Origin of the sequence: Spiroplasma attinicola (assembly GCF_023509825.1) — a bacterium.
GTDB lineage: Bacteria > Bacillota_I > Bacilli_A > Mycoplasmatales > VBWQ01 > Spiroplasma_D > Spiroplasma_D attinicola.
This window is the reverse complement of record NZ_JAKQXY010000002.1, coordinates 89,935-110,018: the sequence shown is the minus strand read 5'-3', so window position 1 is coordinate 110,018 and position 20,084 is coordinate 89,935. Positions and strand designations below refer to the sequence as shown.

Below are 20,084 nucleotides of genomic sequence, written 5' to 3'. Positions count from 1 at the left end.
GTTTTAAAACTTACTTTTTTAATATTATAAATTACACTTCAATATTATATTTATTAGGGACAACTGCAAAACCAATTGTATTATCACCAGTATGTGTTTGTAAAATATTACACAATGGTTCAACTTTGATTTTTTTAAATCCTAATTCTTGAGCTTTAGCAATTGCTTTATCTAACAACTCCTTATCACATCAAGCATTAATAACATACAATGTTTGTTGAAAGGCATTTTTTGTTCTTTCAATAATGGTTTCTAACATTTCTTTAATGGCGTTATTCATTGTTCTTTTAATTTTATAACTTTTAATTTTTTCTTTACAAGAAATAATTGCTTTTAACTTTAAAAAATTTGCAACAGAACTCAAAGAAGAAGGCATTCTGCCACCACGAGCTAAATATGACAAAGTAGTTGGCGTTAAGAAACATTCATAATTTAAACGAAATTGATATAATGCTTTAATAATTTCTTTAAGATTTTTATTCTGATTTGCTAAATGTAAAGCAATTAAAACCATTGCTTTTAATGGTACACTAGCAGCACCTGTTTCATAAACTGTTACTCGATCTTTGAATTCTGGTTCTCGTTGTAAAATAGCAGCACTATCATATTGACCAGAAGCGGCTTGAGCAATTGGCAAAAATAATATTTCATCATATTTTTTTAATGCTGCTTCTCAATATTCTCGTACTTTTTCACGATTAGTTTGACTAGTCTTTAAAAAATGACCATTAACAATCAATGCTTGATAAATACCATCGTTGGTAATATCAATATTATCATCATAAACTTTATCCTCATCAATAATTGTTAAAGGAATAATAGTAAGTTCTGGATAATTTTTAGCTTCTTGTAAACTAAAACCAGTTGCTGAATCAGTAACAATTCCAATTTTCTTTTTCATTAACATCTCCTAACTAAACAGAATTTAGAAAGTTATTTAGTAAATTATAACAAATCTAAAATTCGTAAATCTAAAATATCTTAAAAATGACTTTCTAAAATGAAGTCATTTTTTAAAAATATTATAATTTAAATCCGTTCTTTTCTTAAACTTCTTAAAGTGCGAGCACTAACTAAAATTACTTTGCCATCTTTAGTTCTAAATTTTTGTAAGTTAGGATTTCATTTTCTTTTAGTTGCATTCATCGCATGTGAGCGATTATTTCCTGAAAGTGGACCAACACCACTAATTGCACATTTTCTTGCCATTATCTATTACTCCTTTCGAGTTTTAACTTATATATGATATCATATTTATTAAGATTTTTGAAAAAAAATTTCATTTTTTTGCTAATTTTTAAAGAAAATATGATATAAATATTTATGTATTTGTTTCTTTTATTGGAAAATTGAAAGGAAAATTTAAATGAATAATCAAACACAAGAAATTTATGCAGTGCAAATTATTGATAAGGATAAAGTTGGTTTACATGCTCGTCCTGTTGCTAAAATCGTTGCAGTTACAAATCAAAAAAAATACGAAAACACAACTGTTGAAGTAGTAAAATTAAATGATAATGTTGATGTTAATGGCAAAATTACTTTAACTGGTGACGAACCAAAAGCTAATGGAAAATCAATCTTAAATTTTATTGGTTTAGCAGTTAAACATGAAAACAAAATTGCTTTTGTTGTTCGTGGTCCAAATAGTAAAGAAATTATTACCGGCATTAAAAAAGTCTTAAAAGACGAACATTTAATTGCTTAAATAGTTTAATGGAGTAGAAATGACCGAAATAAATAAAAATAATCAAATCATTGTTACTAAAAAAGGTTTAGAAGAACTAAAAACAGAATTAAATGATCTAATTAATGTTAAGCGAGAAGAAATTAAAGAACGCTTAAAAACAGCTCGTGCTGATGGTGATTTATCTGAAAATGCTGATTACACTAGTGCTAGAGAAGAACAAGCTAAAAACGAAGCAAGAATTCAAGAATTAGAAATTATTATTGCTAGTGCTGTAATTATTGAAGAACAACATGCTACTAAACAAAATAAAAATGCTATTCGAGTTGGTTCTTGAGTAACAATCGCTCATATGAAAAATAATCAAGTAAGTAAAGATAGTAAAGAAAAATTTAAAATTGTTGGATCAATTGAATCTAATCCTTTTGAAGGACTAATTTCTAATGAATGCCCTTTAGCAGTATCAATTTTAAATGCAACTACTGGTGATGAAATTGAAATTAAAGGAATTAAAAATCCTTATAAAGTAAAAATTTTAAAAGTTGAAAATTAATAAAATTAAAGAGGTTTAACTAAACACTAGTTAAACCTCTTTTTTTATTTTTTCATCACTTTCTAAAGCTACTAAGAACAATTTATATAATTCAATTTTTGGATTATTTAAACTTACATTTTTATCAATTTGATATTTTACATAATTAATATTTGAAATATCAGCAATTGATTCAATTGCAGCAGATTGATTATATGTATAGGTTGCAACTGAAACTTCCTTATTATTTTTTTTATAAAAAGAAATTTTACTTTCATTCATTTCAATAATTCAATCATTATTATTATCAGTTACAGTAACTTTTTTTAAAAATTCAAGTCATTGGGAAATAACTTTAATATTATTAGTTAAATCAATTTGCATTATTAGTTCCTCTTTCGCTTTTATATATTAATAATACTATCAAATTTCAGAATGATACACAACATAAAAAAAATAGTAGTGAAAATTATTAATGAATATAATTAAACTACTATTTTTTAAGATAAAGTTATTTATTAATTGTTTGGGGTTGTAATGCTTTTAATTCTGCTTGATGTTCTTCATTAAAATCAAAAGCACGATCTAATTCCTTTTGTAATTCAGGATTTGTTTGTAAACGTTTTTTATATTTTGGTAAATAATATAGTGCATATCAGCAAATAGCAAAGACTGAACTTCCTAGAATAAAGGCAAATTCAACTGCCATGGCAACAACTTGTGAACTTTCATTAACTGTGCCGATTGCATCAACTGTATCTTTAATTAAAGAATAAAAGTGTCAAACTAAAATTAAAGCTAAGAAAGCAAAAACAATTGGAAATATAATTTTTTCATATCAGTTTAAGCGTAATTTTTTCTTTAAAGTTAACTTAAAGACAACAAGTAAAACCATCATATAAACAAAAATTGTTAATGCTGATGAAGCTGTTGTTAAAGTAGAAATATTAAATGCTGATTGATAAGTTTGACCTTTATGAGTAAGTAATCAGAATCCTTTAATTAAATCAGGAATAACTAATCATAAAATAATCATTGTTGAAGTAATTAATAAATTTAATAATGAAGCTTTTACAGGAAGCCCTTCTTTATTTAACTTAAATAATTTATCAGAAATATACCCTTCTTGTGATAATGGTTGTAATGATGTACCACCATATAAGGCATTTTGCATAGCAACATTAATCTTTAAAGCGAAACCACTAATAATCATTACAATTGGCCCACCATATATCAAAATTTTACTGTGAAAACTATCTCAAGCGCCAACATTCATATTTTGTACAAATGTTGAATATGCTAAGAAAAAAATAATTGAAACAATAATATAAAAGATTGTTGAAATTAAAATAATTAATGTAATTCCTTTACCAATATTTTTTTCTGGATTATTAATATTCTTCCCAGCTGTTGCAAAAATTTCAAAACCAGCAAAGAAGAAGAAACATGATGTGAAAGTATTCATAAAACCAGCAAAAGATAACGGACTATTATTAGTTCAATGTTCTCAATTTGAACTACCATGTGTTATGGCTAAAGCAAAAGCAGCAATGATTAAACATAAGGCTGTTGCTCATTTAATAATTCCCGTACCATGGGCAATTTTTTTATAAATTTTAATTCCAAAAAAGATAATTGATGCAGCAGCTAAATATATCGCAATTCCAATTAAATCTAAATAAAAGTCACTAAATGCTCCTCAATTAAGAGTATATCAACTACCATCTCTAACAAAATCTGGTGAAAAAGTTCCTCTAATTAACATCATAATTTGAATTGTAATAATAAAAGGCAACATAACATATTGCATAAAACCAACAAATCATCCTCAAAAGCGGCCAAAAGTAGTTCGAACATAAATATATGCCGCACCATTAGCGTCGGAATTATGAATTTTAGCCATTTTAGCAAATGCTCAAGCACAATTACCAGCAACAAAACCAATAATCAAATATACTCAAATTGCATGCATACCAATAGCATTTGCATTACCAGCATTAGAAAGGATGGCAAAATTACCAACAAAACCAATACCAACAGTATAGTTAAAACCTAATCAAATAAATTCTTTTAAGGATAATTTCTTTTTCGAGACATTTCCTTCCATAGTTTTTTTACTCCTTCTATAATTTTTATATATTTAGTAATTTTACCATTAAATAATATTAATTAGCAAGTGTGAATTTGAGGAAAGTCATATAAAAAGAACGAATAAAATCGTTCTATTTTTATTAAACTTATTTAATTTTCAAGATATTTAGCTTAATTAATAATTAAGCATTGACTTCTGATTGAACTGTTTTAATTTCAACAACTGTTTCACGAGATTTATTTTTTGAAGAAGTACTGCAAAATAATAAAATAGCACCAACTAAAAGTAAAACTGCTGGAATAATATAAGTAAATCAACCAAATAGTAATGACACAAGTCCCAAAACTCCAGTAGTAATAACTAAATTTTTGTGTCCTGACAAAACTAAACTTGCCAAAATAATATTAACAATACCGAAACCAAAAGCAACTATTGCTAGAATAATGATTGTCGTATTTATTACTTTTTGTGAAATTGAATTAATATCAGTTAGTGCACTTGCTAAGATTCCACCTGTAAAAATAGCAGCTATTGAGAAAAGAAGCATAAATGCTGATCCAATTATCATTAAAATTGCACCACTTTTTCCTAGTTTATTCATTTCCCACCTCCGTTTTAAAAGAAAATTTTATGCTTTAATTATCATATATTTTCTTAATTAAAACAATATTAAAATGACAAAAAAAATACAGATGTTAACTGTATTTTTCATTAATATTAATAATAATTAAGCTTGCATTTCTGGTTGAACTGTTTTAACTTCAACATTTTCTTCGCGAGTTTTACTAATTGAGTTTGTTTTACCACAGAATAATAAAATACCACTAATTAAAAGTAAAATAGCTGGGAAAACATATACTGCTCAACCAAGAAATACTGAAAGAATTGCTGTAACTCCAGCAGCAATATTGCAACCCTTGCGACCAGCTAAAGCCAAACTTGATAAAATAATATTAGCAACACCCAAAGTCAAGCAAGCAATCCCGATACCTAAGATAGCACTATGATTCATAGCTGCTAAGAAACCACCTAAAAATATTAGAACGAATGCAAAAATAATCATAAAAGCTGATGCAATAATTGTTATAATTGCACCACTTTTCCCTACTTTATTCATAACTCTTTTCCTTTACCCTTTCCTTTAAGTTTAAAAAATTATATCTTAATTATTACATAAAATAATCTTATTGTTAATACTTAATGACAAAAAAATATTTAATAATTCTTATATTTAATGAATAAAACACTAATTATATTAAACTTTTATCTTTCAGGATTGAAAACTTGAATTAACTGGATTATAACGATTAATTGTTTTAATAATAATCTTATCATTATTAGTAATTGCCAAATTTCTTAAATAGTAATTTTTATTAACTGTTTGACCTACAAAAAGCGTATCACCAGAAGTTTTTTGTAAATAAATTTCATAATAAGCAATTTGATCAGATAAACTACTGTTAGTATCTCAATTAAGTCTCAATGAAGTACGATTATTTCTAGTAATTGCACTTTCAGTAGTTAAATTACTAATATAAGATTGTTGTTTACTTGGTGGTACTTGATTTTTAAAATTAACTGTCATTTCACCAACATTAACTTTAATTGCAGCTTGCGCATGTTCATTATCAGAATCTGGTGCAATTGTCAAACCTAATTTAGCAATTTTTGAATTTGAATTACCCCCCCCTATTGCAGCTGCAAGATTACTTGAAACAGTAACTCATCCATTTGCATCTGGTGCAGAATTCGCTCCTGTTATTTCTTTTGTGCTACCATCATCAAAAGTAACTAAAATATTAACATGAAAAGCATCTTTGACATTTGCTCATTGACCATTTTCATCAGATATTTTGTAAGTAAAACTTATATTTTTATTTGCTGAATTATAGTTCGTTCCCATAATATTTCAATTAATTTTATCTTTTAAAACAAAAGGTAAAATTTTCCCTGCCTTATCAAAACTACTTCCTAAAGCAAGTGAATTTCCCTTACGATATGAATCATAATAATCATAAAAACCAGTAATATCTTTTATTGGTGTCTTATCTTGATTACTTTCAATATTTCACTTATAAGTTGGCTGAGTATCAAATAAACGACGATTATTTCATGGATAATTTTTAACAATAGTACCATCATCACTAACAAACATTTGTCCTTGTCCAGTTGAAAAATTAGTCTTAAAATTATCAACATTATCAATTCCTGTTTCATCATCAAATAAAATTGTGTTTTCTTGAACTAAATCACCAATACCATAACTTAAATCTTGATTTTCATTATTAGCAGTAGAACCTTTATCATCATTAGTTAAATAACGATGTTGGCCAGTATAAATCATATCATCATAATAATTAGCATAAACTGTTGCATAAATATCATCGCTAATCGTTGGCACATGCCCTAAATTTCCTAAATAATTTTTTGCTCAATCAAATGATGTTGTTCCAGCATAAATTGCTAAAGAGTTAATATTTTTTCCATCATAAGTATTATTACTTAAAGTTTTTTGTGTTAAATCTCGTAAATCTCTTGTACCAATTGTTTTTTCATTATATTTAACTCCAAGATTATACATATTATGAATATCAAAACTATTAAAATCTTTATGACTAGCGCTTCATTTTTCACTATTGATAGCTTTATAACCAAAATCTGTTGTAAAAAGACCATTATTAACAGTAGCTAATTTATCTGATATTTTATCAATTGGTTTATTATCGCCACCAATTGTCAATCGACCTTGATTTTTATATGCCATAATTTGCAACTTTTTAATTTCAGGATCAGTACTTGCTTGAGTAAAAGAATTAAATTGATCAATAATAGCAACTGAATTTTGACTATCCATAATAAAACCATCTTGATTAAAACCATTTGGTTCATTATTGTAAAATCAACCATCAAAACCCATATATTTTGCCATATTAATTAATATATTAACAATTGCAAAATTACCATTTTCATCTTTTTCTAAGAAATCTCTTAACATTGCTTTAGTTAAACTATTATAATAGCCATATAAAAAAATTATTCCATAAATTTTTGCCCCATTAATATGAGCAGCATTAATTTCATCAGCTGGAGGTGGCACAATAATTCCTTCATTATTTGCTCCGGCTCAAGCAACAAAACGATCAGTATATTGTCAATTATTAAAATTATAATTAAAAATTCGGTTTGAACCAACAACTGAATTCATTCCTGCTGTATGTTCAACACCTAAACCCATAATTTCACTTTGAACTTGCGAATCTTGACTAGATACTCACTTATTAGCAACTTTTTTACTAGTAATTAAAGGATAATCTCCTTGATTATATTTAGCATCACGATCAACATTAGGATTTCAGTCTAAAATACTATTAATTTCGCGATACATTTGAGCATTTTTATCTTCACCAAAATCCTTCAAATAGTTACCATTTGGTAAAAAAGCACTATTCATTGGTACCCCTGTTACTGCTTGTTTTTTAATTGCATCACTATTTTTAAAGCCAGTACTAAAACCAGTACTAAGATTAGAACTAATTGGATAATTAAGATAAGATTGATTTTTATATGATAAGTCACCGCTTTTAATAATACTTTTATTTGCTAAATCAATAGTTTGATAATCATTAAAATAAGGCTCATCTTGTTTTCAATTATAATCTTCTAAATTAGCAAGAAATTCATTATTTAAAAGATGATTACCAGTTTTAACATATGATAGTAATATCATAATAGCTGATAATAATAAAACTAAAACACCCGAAACCGAAAAAAATTTTTTCATATTTGTACTCCTTATTTATCCACGATTATTTCATTTAAAAGTAAATGCTGATACAATAAATAATCCTAAGCAATATAAAATACTATTAATAATTGGCCAAGTAATATTGTGAAAACTAATTATTGGCCGATGCTGTCCACCTATAGGTAAAAAATAATCTGAATTACCAGCAGAAGCAGCATAAAAAACTGTTCAAGCACTATATTTTTGTGGTGCAAAATAACTAATAATTAATAATGATTTATGAATTGCAATTGTTTTTGGATTAAAAAATAAATCAGAAAAAATAAAAGTAAAAACAAGTATTAATATTCCCAAAGTTTGAATTAAAGCAATATTAGTAAAAGCACCAGAAATCAAAGTTGATAACCCAATTGAACTAAGAATAACCGTTGTTATTCCTAAAAATACACCCAAGTAACTTTTAAGAACTTCACCAGAAGTTCCATGATTTAAAAATTTAAACATTTCAATAAATGCATTAGAACCAGGAAACGATTGAGCATAAGCAATAACAATCCCACCGACAAAAAAAGTTGAAATTAAACCTAATAAATAACCAACAATTCAAATTGAACATAAAAATTGGGTTTTTGTTGTACCAATTAAATTAATTCGTTTTAAAAAAATTGAAGCTTTTCACTCAGAAATTAAATTATTTATTCCTAAAATTAAACCAAAACCAGGAATTAACAAAAATCCAGCAGTAATCGGTGGCAGTGGCTGATTTTTTCCAGCCATAGTTTGATAAGTAAAAAGCAAAATTACTAAAACTAAAGGTATAATAAAAACATAAAGATAAATTTTTAAACTTTTAAAAGCAGAAACTAATAATAATCGCAGATTTTTTCTTAAGAAAAAGAAAAATTCGCAAAAATTGAACTTAATTTTACTTCACTTAAAAGTTTTAATTTTATTATTAAAAGCAGATTTAAGAAACAAAATCTTTGTTTTAATCTTATTCATACTAATTTTCCACCTGACTATAATATTTTTCCATAAAGCTTCTAATTGAGCCATGCTGATTAATAATTTCTTTAACTTTTAAATCTTTAATAATTGCACCATTTTCTAACAAAACAAAACGATCACATAATTGTTCTACTTCTTCTGGAATATGAGAAATTAATAATAATGTTTTTTGTTTATTAGTCAAAAAAATCTTAAAAAAAGTAATTAACTTCATTTGCATTTTTAAATCCAAACCAGTAATTAATTCATCAAGAATTAAAATTTCTGGATCATTAATAATTGCTAACATTGCATTAAAGCGTTGTTTTTCTCCACCAGAAAGATTATTTAAATATTTATTATAAAAGCTTTTAATACCAAAAATTTCAATAAGTTGTTTAACTTTGTCACTATTAAAATCAATTTTTCCAACATAATACTTAATAATTGCTTTTGGAGTTACTCCAGCTGGCCAATAACCTTCTTGAAACTGTAATCCAATTTTTTTAATTCGTTCTGTGTCACTATTAATATAAATTTTACCCGAAGTTGGTTTCGTAATACGACAAATTAGTTCAATTAAAGTTGTTTTACCTGAACCATTTGCACCAACAATTGCTAGCCTTTCTCCTTTTAAAATTTGTAAGTTAATATTATTAATGATTGTTGTTTTTTTAATTTTCTTGTTGAGACCTTTTATCTCAATAATATAGTTATTATTCATAATATATATTTTAACAAAAATAAAAATTAATTAATATATAATTTTATATAAAATATTTATTAATCAAGCAAATTTATTCAATTTTAGAACCTTTTTTTCAAAATCTTTAATTAATTCTAGTATTAAAGCTAATTAAGCTTTTGATATTATTAGTAATATATTACAAGAAAGGCAGGTTCAAATATTATTTATATTAAAAAATAAATTAAAGGGGCTTTAAATGAAAAAAATATTATCTTTAATAACTAGTTTAACATTAACTGCTAGCACAATTACACCAATTGCAATTTTAGCAAGTCAAAAAACTAATACTAATCTTAAAAATCAAGATATTGAAGAACATTGATCAAATAGTTTTGAAAATCTTGTTAAAATGATTAATACTAAATATACTAATTGAAAAAATTTAGAAGCTAATTCTCAAATTGATACAATAATTAATACTCAAATCTCAAATTATTATAAAACTGCATTTGATCAACAAATGGGAACTATTCGTTCATGAGAAATGAAACCAATTGATGATGAACAAATTTTATGAACTTTTAGTGATACCTTTAGAAATGATTCAAACCATGAACAATTATATAATAGTGAATCTTATACTAAAGAAATTACTAATACCCATACTTTTACTTTAAGTCTAGCAGAAACATATTCTAAAACTATTTCTCTTAATGCTGGATTCAAGATTCCTTTTTTAGGAGATGGTGAACTTAATGGTAGTGCCGAAAGTCAAGCAACATTTGAAATTTCAGAAGGAAAACAATGAAGTGATAGTAAAACTGAAAAAGTAAGTGTTAAAGCACCTAGCCAAACAATTAAGGCAAGCGCTCATTCTGCTTTAAAAGTATTATATATTATTAAGCAAGGTGTCTATGCCAGCAAAGGAATTGTTAATTTTGAAGTTCAAAAAAAAGATTTAGATGCTAAAAATTTCTTAATTCCTCATTTTTATTTTAAAACAGACGGCAGTTTTCAAAGTAGTATTTGAGAAAAATGATCTGTTTTAGATATTGTTAACACTTTAAAAGAACTCGGTTATCTTAATCAACTTAAAAATAATTCTACTCAATATTCAGTTGTTACTGTTGACGATATTGAAAATCCAAATAATTATTATTTAAATCTACCAATTGCTTGAAAATCACAAGGTGGGCAAATTGAAGTATCACACTATGAAGAATCTTTATCATAATTTAATATTTAACTAAAAATATAATAAAGTCCACCTATAAAATTTAAACTTAGGTGGACTTTATTTTTAACTATTTTCTAACCTTCTTATTAAATCTAAGATAAGACAATCAAATTAATCCTGCTCCTAAAACTCAATAAAAAAGATAAATAGTTTCAGTAGGAACAATTCGTTTTAATTTAAATGGTTGATTTAAATCATTCAAATTACCTGTAAAATCAATATTAGGAACAATACCATAGGCAATTTGTTGTTGACTAAAAGCATCATATAAAAACTCATTATGATAATCAACGCCATTAAACATTAAACTAAAATGATATAAAGGATTAAAAATATTTGAAATTTGACTTTTTTTAATTCTACTCTTAATAGTATTTCTATCACTGTAAGTATCATTAGATGTAAAATCATAATCCTTTCTTTCAATAATAGAAAATAATAGCGTATTTAAAGTTTTAATAAAATAATATTCATCTGAAGTAAAATTAGCTTTAATGAATTCTTTTTCATTAGCACTATAATCGTCCAAATATTGAAAAAAAACATTAACTGACTTTAAAACTTCATAATTTTTTGTAGCTTTAATCATAAAATTTAATAAATAATTATATTTTTCCATTGCTTTATTTGTAATTATCTTTTGCACTACTTTACCAATTGGTTCTTTTGCCTTAATATGAGCAACTGAAGATATTTCCGGCATTATATCTCATGATGTAATTTGTGGACCTTGACGTAATGTCATAACAATACTTTGATAAAAATTATTATAATTTTCAATTTGACTATTTTCTGAATCAGATAAATTTCAAAGTTTTGGTCCAGCAACTAATTCATTCCAAGATATTCGAGTATTTTGATTAACAAAGTCAAAGTCAGAATAAATATTTTTCAAAGTTTCATCATTTTCCATATTAGTAATCAATTTTCTTTGATAATCTTCTTTAATTAACAATAAAGCATCATCTCTTCGATCATAATAATCGTAGTCTACTATAAAAATTGTAAAGTTACCAAGAAATCCTGAAATAGCAGGAAAGAAAAGAAATAAAAATGCCAAAATTGTTGCAATAATACTAGTAGCAGACTCAGGTAAAAATCTTGATAAAATAATTGTCACAACAAGGGCCAAGAAAATAAAACTAGCATATCAAGCAAATGATGAAATATATAAACGATAAAGATATATTGCTTGATAACTATCTTGACTTTTACCAATTGCAAAGAAAATACTTGAAATTAAAAACATTACTAACAAAGAACAAAAAGAAACACTTAAAACAAAAAATAAACGAGATAAATAAATATTTTTAACTTTATAACCATATCGCAATTCAGTTATATGAACATTATTTTTAATTTGACTAATAAAACAACTTACTGTTAAATATATTGTTTGAATAACTAAAAAAATTGAATTGATAATAACTAAAAGATTAATATAAGTTATTTTTTCATTAGGAGAAAAAAGTTTTAAATTACTATTAATAATAAGAAAACCAAAAATATTAACAACTAAACTTAAAATAATAAAAGTACTAATTAAAATAATAAATTTGATACTTTTAAAAAATAATTCAATTTGATTTTTAGTCAAAACTGTAATTTGATTAGCATTAAACCTTAGCTTTAGGGTCTTCATTAAGATATGTCTCCAAATCATCTTGTTTATTATTAATTAATATTGTCGCATTATTTTCAAATATTTCTTTTAAGTTTTCTTTTTCATTAGAAAACTCTCCTTATATAGTATGATAATAATTGTTTTTTTATCATTTTTCTATACTTAGAGAATTATATTCATAAGTTTAAATTTTATAGGTGGACTTTATTTTTAACTATTTTCTAGCCTTCTTATTAAATCTAAGATAAGACAATCAAATTAATCCTGCTCCTAAAGCTCAATAAAAAAGATAAATAGCTTCAGTAGGAACAATTCGTTTTAACTTAAATGGTTGATTTAAATCATTCAAATTACCTGTAAAATCAATATTAGGAACAATACCATAGGCAATTTGTTGTTGACTAAAAGCATCATATAAAAACTCATTATGATAATTAACGCCATTAAACATTAAACTAAAATGATATAAAGGATTAAAAATATTTGAAATTCGATGTTTTTTAATTCTACTTTTAATATCACTCATTCAATCATCATAAGAGTTATAAGATGTAACATCATCACTCTTTCTTTCAATAATAGAAAATAATAGCGTATTTAAAGTTTTAATAAAATAATATTCATCTGAAGTAAAATTAGCTTTAATGAATTCTTTTTCATTAGCACTATAATCGTCCAAATATTGAAAAAAAACATTAACTGACTTTAAAACTTCATAATTTTTTGTAGCTTTAATAATAAAATTTAATAAATAATTATATTTTTCACTTGCTTTATTTGTAATTATCTTTTGCACTACTTTACCAATTGGTTCTTTTGCCTTAATATGAGCAACTGAAGATATTTCCGGTATTATATCTCATGATGTAATTTGTGGACCTTGACGTAATGTCATAACAATACTTTGATAAAAATTATTATAATTTTCAATTTGACTATTTTCTGAATCAGATAAATTTCAAAGTTTTGGTCCAGCAACTAATTCATTCCAAGATATTCGAGTATTTTGATTAACAAAGTCAAAGTCAGAATAAATATTTTTCAAAGTTTCATCATTTTCCATATTAGTAATCAATTTTCTTTGATAATCTTCTTTAATTAACAATAAAGCATCATCTCTTTCATCGTAATCCATGTTGTTTCCAGCAAAATTACTTGAAAAGTTACCAAGAAATCCTGAAATAGCAGGAAAGAAAAGAAATAAAAATGCTAAAATTGTTGCAATAATACTAGTAGCAGACTCAGGTAAAAATCTTGATAAAATAATTGTCACAACAAGGGCCAAGAAAATAAAACTAGCATATCAAGCAAATGATGAAATATATAAACGATAAAGATATATTGCTTGATAACTATCTTGACTTTTACCAATTGCAAAGAAAATACTTGAAATTAAAAACATTACTAACAAAGAACAAAAAGAAACACTTAAAACAAAAAATAAACGAGATAAATAAATATTTTTAACTTTATAACCATATCGCAATTCAGTTATATGAACATTATTTTTAATTTGACTAATAAAACAACTTACTGTTAAATATATTGTTTGAATAACTAAAAAAATTGAATTGATAATAACTAAAAGATTAATATAAGTTATTTTTTCATTAGGAGAAAAAAGTTTTAAATTACTATTAATAATAAGAAAACCAAAAATATTAACAACTAAACTTAAAATAATAAAAGTACTAATTAAAATAATAAATTTGATACTTTTAAAAAATAATTCAATTTGATTTTTAGTCAAAACTGTAATTTGATTAGCATTAAACCTTAGCTTTAGTGTCTTCATTAAGATATGTCTCCAAATCATCTTGTTTATTATTAATTAATATTGTCGCATTATTTTCAAATATTTCTTTTAAGTTTTCTTTTTCATTAGAAAACTCTTGATCATATTTGATTAATCCTTCATCAACAATAATAACATGATCTAACAATGTTTTAATTTCCTCAATTAAATGAGTAATAACAACAATTAATGTTTCTTGATTTTTTAATTTTTTTATTACTTCCAAAATTATTTTTTTATTGGCAAAATCAACATTAGCTGTTGGTTCATCAAAAAAGATTATTTTTGGTTTTAATAATAAACAAACATAAAGTGATAATAATTTTTGTTGTCCTGCTGATAAACTACCAATTTTATTTTTTAATCATGGTTGAACATCAATAAATTTGTTAATTTCATTAATCCTAGTTTTAAAAACAGTTTTTGATAAAAGTGTCATATTTCTAATCATATTAATATAAGAACTTACTTTAATATTTTTTGGTAACTCATTATTTTCAGAGAAAAAATATCAATCTTTATAATCAATTGTCTTAATTGTTTGATTATTATATTTAATTATTCCAGAATCAAATTTATATTCTTGAAAAATAATTTTTACTAAGGTTGTTTTTCCAGCACCATTATTACCTAACAAACCATAAATTTTTCCAGGTTCAAAAGTAAGAGAAACATCTTTTAAAACTGTTTTTTGTTTAAATCTTTTTTGAATGTTTTCAAGTTTTAACATTATTACCCCTTTTTAATTAATATAAATAAATGGTACTACAATTTTACTATCTTGATATGTAATTTTATCATTAAAATCAAATGATGTTAAATCTGTAATGATTTTATTAGCAAAATCATCAGTATAAACCGCTTTTAATAAATTATTAGATCTATCAAATGTTAAAGTTCTATCAAATAAAGCACCATTTAAAAGCAAAAATGAAGCAAAATTAATTGCTGTATCACCTAAAAATCTAATTGTTACTCCATAACCTTTATTGCCAGAAATTCAATAAAAAGAAGCAAGAAAAATTGTTGCTGTTTTAAATCAAGCATTGCCTATTGCTTCACTAGCTGCCTTTGCTTTTAAATCTTGATTAACTAAATCAAAATCAGTAACTTTATTTGCTGATTTTAAATTAATTTTATTAGAGCGCTCTGCTCGATCAACATGAACATTTTGAATATTAGGATCGTAAGCAGGAACAGCAATTAGGGTATATTTATCATTAGTAAATTGTGCTAAAGCAGCATGATTATAAATACTGCCTGCTTTTCAATGATATCAAGTTCCAAGTCAATAATTAATGTTTAAAATATTACCATCTCAAGTTTGATCAATAATCAAATGTGTTTTTTCATTATTACTATGAGTCGGAGCAGAATTAGTATAAACTGTATCTTTATGATTTTCTGCAGTTAAATTAAAAGTATATGCTTCAACATTATAAGGTGACGATTTATCACCTGGATATCTTCATTTATGTAAACCATTTCAAAGATTACTCATATATAAAAAACTAACAGTAACTGCTCGATACTTTTTTAAAAATTCATCTTTATTTGCTGCTAAAGTTGTAATATTTAATGATAAACCCTTTATTTTATAATCATATCAAGTATCTTTAGATTTTTTTCCTAAAGCATAATTTACTGAATTTTCAATATTAGGTAAACTTGTTTGTTTATTAGAACTAATATAAACTCGATAAGTGGTATTATAATTTTGCCCTTCAAGAGTATAATAATCATCTTCATCAGTTGTTGAAAAATCATCAGAGTTAGAAACTAAATCAATATTTTTTTGAATTTGTTGAAAATTTTGGGTTGATAAATTATTAACTTTTTGAGCAGCTGCTAAAATTGATGTTGCACTAAAAATTGGAATTAATGTTGATAAGCTTATTAATAATTTTTTCATTTTAATTAAACTCCCTTATTCTATTTGCTTAAAGTATAAAGAAAAATATAAAAAAAACAAGTTGATTTTACTGAACTTGTTTTAAAAAACTTTAATATTCAATTTTTTGATTTAATCTGATATTAATAAATATAAAAACAGCTGACCCTAAAATTGAAATTGGTAAATTTAAATATTGTTGTCAAGCATTATTAGTAATTCATTCAGGAGCAGTGATACCAAAGATTGGTATATATGAAAATATCATTCCAACCTTATCTTGAAATAAAGTTATAATCATAGTCATATAAAGAAAAATAGCACCTAAAATACCAAATCATAAAAATTGTTTATCAAATGTGCTAAATGTTCTTAAACAAATAAAAACAAACAACATAATAACAAAGAGACAATTAATAGTAATATTAAATAATAATCATAAAACATTAGTAATAGAAAATTTTGGTTTAAAACCATAACAAATAGCAACAATAATAAAAAGCAATAACATTCTTGTAAAAGCATAAATTAATAAAAAAAATAAATTAGACAAAAATAATCCTTGCCTTGTAGTCTTGGAAAATAACATAATTTGTTCTTGTTTATTTTTAATATTTTTATGAAAAATTTTATTTGCTAAAGCAAGATAATCAAAAAAAGTAATTGTTCAAAATAATGAGAAAATCATTCGATTAAGATCATTATTATCTAATAATCGAGTTTTATCATCATAAGCAGCCGGAGTAATTAATAAAATAATAATATAAAATCCAAGAACAACTGTAAAAATAAAATAATAGAACTTATATAAAGAAAAATTATATCTGATTATTGCTCAATTGTTTTTCATTTACTAACTCCTTTTGATATATTTCTTTATAACTTTTAATTAAATTAGTATTTTCATTAATCATAATTTTTTCAATAATTGTATTATTTTTTAGAATTAAAACTTCTTTACATATTGCTGTAGCTTCTTCAACTAAATGAGTACAATAAATAATAATTTTATTTTGTAAATTATTATTAATATATTCAATAAAAATATCACGCATTAATGGATCTAATCCTTTTGTTGGTTCATCAAAAATATAAATTTCCTTATTAAAACCTAAAGCCAAACAAATTTTTAATTTTTGCTTCATTCCATTTGAAAGATTTTTCATTTTTGTTAGTTGTTTTAAATCAAAATCAAAAATTTTAGCAATCTCATCTATATTACTTTGATAATTACGATTTAAATTTTTAATAAATTTAATATAAAACTTAACACTTAAATTTTTAGGAAATATTTCATCAACAGAAATATAAGCAACATCTTCAAGTGTAAATTTTTTATTACTAGTTGCAAGACCATTTTTAGTGATTTCACCACTTTTGGGAATTAATAATCCTTGAATTAATTTAATCAAAGTACTTTTACCAGCACCATTTGGTCCTAAAATACCAATTTTAGCTTTATTATCTATTGTTAAATTAATATCTTTTATCCCCATAGTCTCTGTAAACATTTTTTCAACATTTTTTAATTCAATCATAATTTAAATCCTTTTAAATTCATTTCTTATTATCATTTATAATCTGCACCTGCAATCTTTTTTGGTATAACTCAAGCAAAAAATCTAATAACTATACCATTTCCTTTATCAATTTTATTAAGAACTAATGAACTAATATTTAATGTTATATTAACAACTGTGGCAGCGGCAGCATAAATTCCTGTATCACCAACAATTTGAACTAAACTGCCAAGAGTTTCAGCATCATAACAAATATCTTGTATCAATTCATGATTAAAATCTAATCCTCAAGTACCAATAATTCAACTATATCATGCTTTAGGTTTTTCAACATGAATTCTTCAATCATTAATACTATAAACACTAAAATTAGCATCTTTTTTTGTTTCACCAAACAAAAGTTGCTTTGCATCATTAATATTTGTATTTATAAGTTGAAAATTTTTTATTAAATCAATAAATTCACTCGTTAAATTTTGATTTAGAAATAATTGATAATTTATTACAACATCACTTCCTTTTTGAACTAAAGAATTTAAAACTAATTCTTGATCAATTTGTTCTAAACTATCAATATTTTCATCTAAAACTTTATTATTATTTTTATTTGAATCAATAGTAATTTCATTATTCATTTTATTACTTGATAGATTCATAGCAATCGTTGTTAAAGTACCAGAAGCAATCATAGTACTTGCACCTAATACAATTAAAAATTTTTTCACAATAAAAACCCCTTACCCTATTTGCTTAAAGTATAAATAAAAATATAAAAAAAACAAGTTCTATAAATGAACTTGTTTAAAAACCTTTTTAAAACATCAAATTCCCTGGTGTTCTTGGAAATGGAATTACATCACGGATATTATTAACACCAGTAATTAACATAATTAACCGTTCCATTCCTAAACCAAAACCAGCACTAGGAGCATAACCAAATTTTCTTAAGTCAAAATATCATTGTAAGTCTTCACTGGCAATTTTAAATTGTTCTTTATTAGCTAATAATTGTTGATAATTATCTTCTCTAACTGATCCACCAATCAATTCACCAATACCCGGAACTAATAAATCTAATGCAGCAACAGTTTTTTGTTCAGTATGGTTAATATCAATTGGATTTGCTTTCATATAAAAAGCTTTAATTGCTTGTGGATAATTAATAACAAAAACTGGACCTTGATATGCTTCTTCACAAAGATATCTTTCGTGTTCAGATTGTAAATCCATTCCTCATTTAATATCGTTATAAACAAATTCTTTACCGTTATTCTTTGCCTTTTCTAACAATTTAATCACTTCACTATAAGTAATTACCTGATAGTTATCAAGCACGGTTAATTTTTCTAACATAGTAATTAAATCGTGTTGCTCTTTATTATCTTTGTTTGATTTTTCTTGCTGTAATTTTGTTTGAAAAAACTCAATTTCATCATGACAATAAGTTAAAACATTGCTAACAACTGAAGCAACCATATTTTTTGCCAAATCAATCGTATCATTCAAACTAGCAAAAGCAAATTCAGGTTCAACCATTCAAAATTCAGCAGCATGACGAGTAGTATTAGAATTTTCAGCACGAAAAGTTGGACCAAAAGTATAAACTTTTTTAAAACCTTGAGCAAAAGATTCAGCATTCAATTGACCACTAACAGTTAAAGCAGCTTTTTTACCAAAAAAATCTTTATGATATTGATTGTTAGCAATCGTTGTTACAGTAAAATTTTCACCAGCACCTTCAGCATCATTAGCAGTAATGATTGGACTATTTAAATAAATAAATCCTTTTGCTTGAAAAAATTGATGAATCGCAAAAGCAATCTGATTACGAACTTTAAAAATGGCAAAAAAAGTATCAGTTCTCACTCTTAAATGCGCTTGCTCACGTAAAAATTCTGAACCATGGGCCTTTTTTTGAATTGGATAATCTTTATCTGCTAAACTAAGAAAATCTAAAGATTCTAATTTTAATTCAAATGGTTGTTGTGCATTTTTAGTCATTACCAAAGTTCCTGTGACACTAACAGCACTACCAGTTGTAATTTCTGTTATTTTTTTTCATGAACTATGATCAGAATGATAAACTACTTGTAAAGATTTTAAAGTACTACCATCATTAATAACTAAAAAACCAATTTTATTGCTATTACGATTTGACTTAACTCATCCTTGAATGGTAATTGTTGGAAGTGTTTTAAACTTACTATCATATAATTGATTAATGGCTACTATCACTAGTTTTTAACTCCTTATTCTCGGTTATTTTTCTTATTGATTATGCTTTTC

20 protein-coding genes are annotated in these 20,084 nt (G+C 24.8%); 3 read left to right on the top strand and 17 right to left on the bottom strand.

Translation table 4 applies throughout. The features are described 5' to 3' along the window. Positions 1 to 31: 31 nt before the first annotated feature. Positions 32 to 901 carry a DegV family protein gene (locus LT335_RS03585; protein WP_249728729.1) on the bottom strand — a complete coding sequence of 290 codons (870 nt, stop codon included), beginning with the start codon at positions 899 to 901 and terminating at the stop codon, positions 32 to 34. A 128-nt stretch (positions 902 to 1,029) separates the two neighbouring features. Next, the gene (rpmB, locus tag LT335_RS03580; RefSeq protein WP_249728728.1) at positions 1,030 to 1,209 is read right to left on the bottom strand and encodes a 50S ribosomal protein L28; all 180 of its coding nucleotides are present in this window, start codon (positions 1,207 to 1,209) and stop codon (positions 1,030 to 1,032) included. Positions 1,210 to 1,366: 157 nt separating this feature from the next. Between rpmB and LT335_RS03575 the strand changes: the two genes are divergently transcribed. Together LT335_RS03575 and greA are read left to right on the top strand one after the other, a co-directional pair. Then, the gene (locus LT335_RS03575) at positions 1,367 to 1,708 is read left to right on the top strand and encodes an HPr family phosphocarrier protein (RefSeq protein WP_249728727.1); all 342 of its coding nucleotides are present in this window, start codon (positions 1,367 to 1,369) and stop codon (positions 1,706 to 1,708) included. A 19-nt stretch (positions 1,709 to 1,727) separates the two neighbouring features. Beyond that, positions 1,728 to 2,240: a transcription elongation factor GreA gene (gene greA, locus LT335_RS04640; protein WP_249728726.1), complete on the top strand. Its 513-nt coding sequence runs from the start codon at positions 1,728 to 1,730 to the stop codon at positions 2,238 to 2,240. A gap of 30 nt (positions 2,241 to 2,270) precedes the next feature. Here the strand turns inward: greA and LT335_RS03565 are convergent, their stop codons facing one another. The 7 genes from LT335_RS03565 to LT335_RS03535 all read right to left on the bottom strand — a co-directional run bounded on the left by LT335_RS03565 (position 2,271) and on the right by LT335_RS03535 (position 9,767). Further along, positions 2,271 to 2,603 (bottom strand): hypothetical protein, encoded by a 333-nt coding sequence (locus tag LT335_RS03565; protein WP_249728725.1) that lies wholly within the window; start codon positions 2,601 to 2,603, stop codon positions 2,271 to 2,273. A gap of 127 nt (positions 2,604 to 2,730) precedes the next feature. Then, the gene (locus LT335_RS04635) at positions 2,731 to 4,326 is read right to left on the bottom strand and encodes an APC family permease (protein ID WP_249728724.1); all 1,596 of its coding nucleotides are present in this window, start codon (positions 4,324 to 4,326) and stop codon (positions 2,731 to 2,733) included. A gap of 166 nt (positions 4,327 to 4,492) precedes the next feature. Further along, on the bottom strand, positions 4,493 to 4,912 hold the full coding sequence (locus LT335_RS03555) for a hypothetical protein (RefSeq protein WP_249728723.1): 420 nt from the start codon (positions 4,910 to 4,912) through the stop codon (positions 4,493 to 4,495). Between the two features lie 126 nt (positions 4,913 to 5,038). Next, positions 5,039 to 5,428, bottom strand: coding sequence for a hypothetical protein (locus LT335_RS03550; RefSeq protein ID WP_249728722.1), 390 nt, complete (start codon positions 5,426 to 5,428; stop codon positions 5,039 to 5,041). A 138-nt stretch (positions 5,429 to 5,566) separates the two neighbouring features. Beyond that, on the bottom strand, positions 5,567 to 8,092 hold the full coding sequence (locus LT335_RS04630; protein ID WP_249728721.1) for an endo-beta-N-acetylglucosaminidase: 2,526 nt from the start codon (positions 8,090 to 8,092) through the stop codon (positions 5,567 to 5,569). A gap of 15 nt (positions 8,093 to 8,107) precedes the next feature. Further along, entirely contained in the window at positions 8,108 to 9,058 is a 951-nt protein-coding gene (locus tag LT335_RS03540) for a hypothetical protein (protein ID WP_249728720.1), read from the bottom strand. 1 nt (position 9,059) lies between these two features. Then, positions 9,060 to 9,767: an ABC transporter ATP-binding protein gene (locus tag LT335_RS03535; protein WP_249728719.1), complete on the bottom strand. Its 708-nt coding sequence runs from the start codon at positions 9,765 to 9,767 to the stop codon at positions 9,060 to 9,062. A 220-nt stretch (positions 9,768 to 9,987) separates the two neighbouring features. Here LT335_RS03535 and LT335_RS03530 point away from each other — a divergent pair, with 220 nt between their 5' ends. Beyond that, positions 9,988 to 10,965: an ETX/MTX2 family pore-forming toxin gene (locus LT335_RS03530; RefSeq protein ID WP_249728718.1), complete on the top strand. Its 978-nt coding sequence runs from the start codon at positions 9,988 to 9,990 to the stop codon at positions 10,963 to 10,965. A 70-nt stretch (positions 10,966 to 11,035) separates the two neighbouring features. On the opposite strand, the gene LT335_RS03525 is transcribed toward LT335_RS03530, so the two are convergent. The 8 genes from LT335_RS03525 to asnS all read right to left on the bottom strand — a co-directional run bounded on the left by LT335_RS03525 (position 11,036) and on the right by asnS (position 20,030). After that, positions 11,036 to 12,610, bottom strand: a complete 1,575-nt coding sequence (locus tag LT335_RS03525; protein WP_249728717.1) for a hypothetical protein — start codon at positions 12,608 to 12,610, stop codon at positions 11,036 to 11,038. A gap of 196 nt (positions 12,611 to 12,806) precedes the next feature. After that, positions 12,807 to 14,387, bottom strand: a complete 1,581-nt coding sequence (locus tag LT335_RS03520) for a hypothetical protein (protein ID WP_249728716.1) — start codon at positions 14,385 to 14,387, stop codon at positions 12,807 to 12,809. Continuing rightward, positions 14,362 to 15,117 (bottom strand): ATP-binding cassette domain-containing protein, encoded by a 756-nt coding sequence (locus tag LT335_RS03515; RefSeq protein WP_249728715.1) that lies wholly within the window; start codon positions 15,115 to 15,117, stop codon positions 14,362 to 14,364. Before LT335_RS03515 ends, LT335_RS03520 begins: the two co-directional genes overlap by 26 nt. A gap of 12 nt (positions 15,118 to 15,129) precedes the next feature. After that, on the bottom strand, positions 15,130 to 16,299 hold the full coding sequence (locus tag LT335_RS03510) for a hypothetical protein (protein ID WP_249728714.1): 1,170 nt from the start codon (positions 16,297 to 16,299) through the stop codon (positions 15,130 to 15,132). A gap of 91 nt (positions 16,300 to 16,390) precedes the next feature. Continuing rightward, positions 16,391 to 17,128, bottom strand: a complete 738-nt coding sequence (locus LT335_RS03505; protein ID WP_249728713.1) for a hypothetical protein — start codon at positions 17,126 to 17,128, stop codon at positions 16,391 to 16,393. Further along, the gene (locus LT335_RS03500) at positions 17,097 to 17,816 is read right to left on the bottom strand and encodes an ATP-binding cassette domain-containing protein (RefSeq protein ID WP_249728712.1); all 720 of its coding nucleotides are present in this window, start codon (positions 17,814 to 17,816) and stop codon (positions 17,097 to 17,099) included. Before LT335_RS03500 ends, LT335_RS03505 begins: the two co-directional genes overlap by 32 nt. A gap of 29 nt (positions 17,817 to 17,845) precedes the next feature. Beyond that, entirely contained in the window at positions 17,846 to 18,523 is a 678-nt protein-coding gene (locus tag LT335_RS03495; protein ID WP_249728711.1) for a hypothetical protein, read from the bottom strand. Between the two features lie 88 nt (positions 18,524 to 18,611). Next, positions 18,612 to 20,030, bottom strand: a complete 1,419-nt coding sequence (gene asnS, locus LT335_RS03490) for an asparagine--tRNA ligase (protein ID WP_374982223.1) — start codon at positions 20,028 to 20,030, stop codon at positions 18,612 to 18,614. Positions 20,031 to 20,084 lie beyond the last annotated feature (54 nt).